This window comes from Capnocytophaga sp. oral taxon 326 str. F0382, assembly GCF_000318295.1.
Lineage (GTDB): Bacteria > Bacteroidota > Bacteroidia > Flavobacteriales > Flavobacteriaceae > Capnocytophaga > Capnocytophaga periodontitidis.
Window position 1 is genome coordinate 1 of the sequence record NZ_KB291379.1, and the last position, 4,217, is coordinate 4,217.

Here is a 4,217-nt window from a genome sequence, read left to right on the forward strand (position 1 = left end):
TCCCTCCCTTTCGGGGAGGGGAACGGGGAGAGGATTATGAATAAGTTACATACAGAACACAACGCAGGCTATCCCTTTGATGTTGGGTTTCTCGCCTTTATGCAGAACGCCTACAACCTATTTAACCACTTCGGACATCTTGCAGGCAATAAGGCAATTATCTCAGGTTGCGAGGAGGTAGGCAACACCATCACCCCTGGCACTGTCTTTATCAACGGAGAACTTTTTCCCTTTGAAGGAGGTGCTAAAGGTGATACCGTCATCATCAAAGAGGAAACCAACGAGGTAACCTTTGAGGATGGTTTTTTGCGCCCCTTAGAAACCATTCGCACAGCGGCTTTTGGTCGCTCTGTACCTGAGAAGACTTTCAATTGGGAAGACTTTAAGCGTGTGTACAATCTCCAATATTTAGGAGAAAATAAAACAGATAACACCGAGACAAAAAAGCTCCTTGAGCGCATTGAAAAATTAGAAAAACAAAAGCAAGCCGTACCTATTGGACTTATCGCCTTATGGGGAAAGCCCGCCTCAGAAATACCCGCAGGCTGGAGAGAATACGTGAACTTACGAGGTAGAATGCCCATAGGGCTCGACCCCGATTATGTAAAGAAACCCGAAGACTCACAAGACTATCAATTGAATGGTTTATTAAAATATGGAGGCGAACGTTCTCACAAACTCACCATAGCCGAAATGCCAGCTCACAATCACCAACTATACTATCGTGAAACCCAAGACGATGCTGGTAATGGAGGCGATGGAAGAGAGTTCTCAACGGGCGCAACTCATAGTGCAAATGTTACCAACACTGGTGGCGACCAGCCTCATAACAATATGCCTCCTTACCGCGTGGTACAATTCATTGAGTATATAGGCTTTAACTAATAAGTAATAACTTAATATTTTTAGTAATATGACACCAAAAAAAACATTAAAAAAGTGGTTTTCTAACTTAATGAAACCCGCACAAGAACATTTCGCTGCTTGGATTGACAGCTATTGGCACAAAAGCGAACAAATTCCAATGAGCAACATCGATGGACTTAGCAGAGCCATTGAGAACACCGCATCGGCAAAGCAGCTGCTCAACCATTTAGAGGACACCAACGCCCACCGTGCCCTCTTCGATGAGTTGAAAAGGCAAATACAAGCTATTCAAACCATCTTACAGGTAGATGATGTAAACCTCGACACCCTACAAGAAATCGTTACCGAGTTAAAAGCTAACACCAAGCTACAAGAGCTCATCGACAAAAAAGTAAACAAAGAGGAAGGCAAAGGGTTATCATCTAATGACTTCACCAACGAGCTCAAGCAGAAGTTAGAAGGCTTGCAGCCTACTGATGTATCGGGCTTGTTACCCAAAGGCGGATATGACGGCTCAGGGCAACAGCTGAAAGAGGCTATTGACGGACTGCAAACCAAAATAGGACAAGTAGAGACTACCCTAAGCGTAGACGACACCGCCTTCGACACCCTGCAAGAAATCGTTACCCAAGTGAAGAGCAACAAGAACTTGGAAACCTTGCTGACAGAAAAGGTGGATAAAACTGCACTAAAAGAAGAACTTATAAAAGCAATAAGTAGTGGGGTCTTTTTAAGTAATCTTTATTTAGGAACAAATGAGGGTGAAATTAATGCTAAAGAAAGACTTAAGATTTATGGGGGAGGGGAAGGCTCTGTCCTTGAACTGTACACCAATAAGGGCTATATTAATATAGGGTGGGTTAATACTATAGATCTAACAAATTCTATCTCACTTACTGCCCAAAACATTATTTTAGAGTCGAATGAAATAGCTATGAGAAGTAAAAAAATATATAGAGAAACTCCTAATGGAAATGACGAAATAGTTTTTCATTCTGAACTTCAAAATGAATTAGAGCATTTGTCTCAACGAATTGCAGCCCTTGAAGCAAAAGAACAGCATTAGGAATCTTTTCTCTTTGCCAAAGGTGTAACAATGTATGTGCTACTACCTTTGGCAAAGTTTAAAGAAATAACTTTTATTTCTTTTTAACCCTAAGCACAAACCACTATGGAAATCAGAAAACACATCATCAAACTATTTGCACTCAGTTATATAGTGCCATTTGCAGGTAAAATAAGAAGTTTTACCCGCTCCGCTAACATTATCTTTCCTCTAATGCTCATCGGTGGGCTCATCGTTTGTTCCGAGCTTTATAGCTGGCTTTACGTGGTATTGCCTTTGTTAGCAGTAGCTTGTTTCTTTGGCTTTGGGTACTTTCACTTTTGCCCGCTTACGGACAAAGACTTTCCCCTGCTTGACGATACCCAACGTTGGCAGTATGAAGCCTTTCAAAGGCGTGTAACTCCAGAGCCTAAAAGCTACAATGCCCAATGGGTACTATGAGTAAACCCTTTGGCAATAGCCATAACCCTTACTATATTATTCACCTTAATACTCTAATAACCCAATGAAAAAAAGCACCCGCAACATCCGTTACTTAGTGGTTCACTGCTCGGCAACCCCCGAAGGGCGCGACCACACCGCCAAAGACATCGCCCTATGGCATCGCCAACGCGGCTTTAATGAGATAGGTTACAACTACATCGTCCGCCTCGACGGCACGGTTGAAGAGGGCAGAGACGTGAACAAGATACCTGCCCACGTAGAAGGACACAATAAGGACAGCATCGGTATCTGTTATATTGGAGGGATAGATAAAAATACTCTCCAACCCAAAGACACCCGTACGCAAGCCCAAAAAGAAGCCTTAAAGAAGCTCCTCACCGAGCTTAAAGCCCTCTACCCCGAAGCCGAGATTTTAGGACACAGAGACTTCCCTAGTGTCGCTAAAGCCTGCCCTTGCTTCGATGCAAAAAAAGAGTATAAGAACATTTAAAAGTATTAGATATGACAAATGTTAAAGAACTAAAGAAAGATTTTGATAATCTACTTGCAAAAGTAGAACAGTTGCCACGTACAAGAGAATTATCACTTGTTATTACCAAGTTAGAAGAGGGTACGATGTGGCTTGAAAAAGAAATTAGGAAACAAGAAAAATAGGTATGAAAAAGATAATCATTGCATTATTAGCGTTCCTCGCCCTAGTAGGGTGTAGAACCAAAAAAGTAGAAACCCACGCTCAAAGGCAAATGCAGAAAGAGCATTTTATCCATTACAAGGATAGTTCACAGCTTTTTGCCTATGAAGGTCGCAAAACAGACTTGTCCCACCAGTCCGACCAGTCCTTTGAACTCGAACTCGAAAGCCTCACCGATAGTGTAGGCAAACCACGTGAACTTATCTACACCCACATTCGTGACGGCGATAATGAAGTTATAAGAGTACTCAACGGAAAGGTTAAGCAACGAGCTACAAGCACCCATTCTAAGAGCCTACAGCAGGCTGATAGTACCCTTTATAATAATTCATACACAAGAACTAAAGCCGAAGTACAAAAACACGCATACACTCAAGTTAAGCAAGTAAGCAAACAAGTGAAAAGTAGCCCCGTAAGGCATACCCTTTGGCTCTTGCTTATTGCCGTGTTAGTATTTATCATTTGGAAGTTTAAGCCGTTTCGGTGGAAGATTTAATAAGAATTTAAAAAGCTTTTAAAACGCTTTTAAAGCACTGCTAAAATAGGAGGACAAGCAGTATAAAAAATGTCCTCCGCTTTTAAATAGTTTCTCACGCTAAATTTAAAATACGAACCCGAAAGCCCTACGGAGGACAATAAGTCTTCTGTGGGTTTTCGGGTTTGTTCATTTATTTAGCGTGAGAGTTGCAAAAGTACAACTATTTTTTAAAACACCAAAAAAACACTACCAGTGCGGCTCGCACCAAACACTAACCGAACACTAACCGAAGATAAACCGAACACTAACACTAAAAAATGAAAAATCACACTACATCACCATTACCTTTTCAAGGGCAAAAGCGAAAATTTGTCAAACACTTCAAAGAAGCCCTAAAACACTTCCCTGCCAACGCCACCTACATCGACCTATTCGGCGGTTCAGGCTTGCTCTCCCACACCGTCAAAACCACTCATCCCAACGCCCGCGTAATATGGAACGATTACGACGACTTCGCTCACCGATTGGCACTCATACCCACCACCAACGAAATCATCGCCCAATTGCGCCCAATCGTAGCAAATCACCCTAAAGGAACACGTATCAATGAAGTAAAACCCACTATTTTGGAAGTCCTCCGCCAATACCCGTCTGAAGCCTTAGATTATATT

At 42.0% G+C, this 4,217-nt stretch carries 7 protein-coding genes; all 7 read left to right on the top strand.

Going from position 1 to position 4,217, the window contains the following annotated elements; translation table 11 throughout:
- Window positions 1-36: 36 nt before the first annotated feature.
- A complete protein-coding gene (locus tag HMPREF9073_RS03650) occupies window positions 37-885 on the top strand; it encodes a hypothetical protein (RefSeq protein ID WP_034555292.1) in 849 nt (282 codons plus the stop codon).
- Window positions 886-955: 70 nt separating this feature from the next.
- On the top strand, window positions 956-1,933 hold the full coding sequence (locus HMPREF9073_RS16215; RefSeq protein WP_232212873.1) for a hypothetical protein: 978 nt from the start codon (window positions 956-958) through the stop codon (window positions 1,931-1,933).
- A gap of 105 nt (window positions 1,934-2,038) precedes the next feature.
- On the top strand, window positions 2,039-2,374 hold the full coding sequence (locus HMPREF9073_RS03660) for a hypothetical protein (protein WP_009412645.1): 336 nt from the start codon (window positions 2,039-2,041) through the stop codon (window positions 2,372-2,374).
- 64 nt (window positions 2,375-2,438) lie between these two features.
- Window positions 2,439-2,867 (top strand): N-acetylmuramoyl-L-alanine amidase, encoded by a 429-nt coding sequence (locus tag HMPREF9073_RS03665; protein ID WP_009412646.1) that lies wholly within the window; start codon window positions 2,439-2,441, stop codon window positions 2,865-2,867.
- An 11-nt stretch (window positions 2,868-2,878) separates the two neighbouring features.
- Window positions 2,879-3,031 carry a hypothetical protein gene (locus HMPREF9073_RS15880; RefSeq protein WP_009412647.1) on the top strand — a complete coding sequence of 51 codons (153 nt, stop codon included), beginning with the start codon at window positions 2,879-2,881 and terminating at the stop codon, window positions 3,029-3,031.
- A 2-nt stretch (window positions 3,032-3,033) separates the two neighbouring features.
- Entirely contained in the window at window positions 3,034-3,564 is a 531-nt protein-coding gene (locus tag HMPREF9073_RS03670) for a hypothetical protein (protein WP_009412648.1), read from the top strand.
- 299 nt (window positions 3,565-3,863) lie between these two features.
- The coding region (locus HMPREF9073_RS03675; RefSeq protein ID WP_009412649.1) for a DNA adenine methylase at window positions 3,864-4,217 on the top strand (354 nt) is incomplete at its 3' end.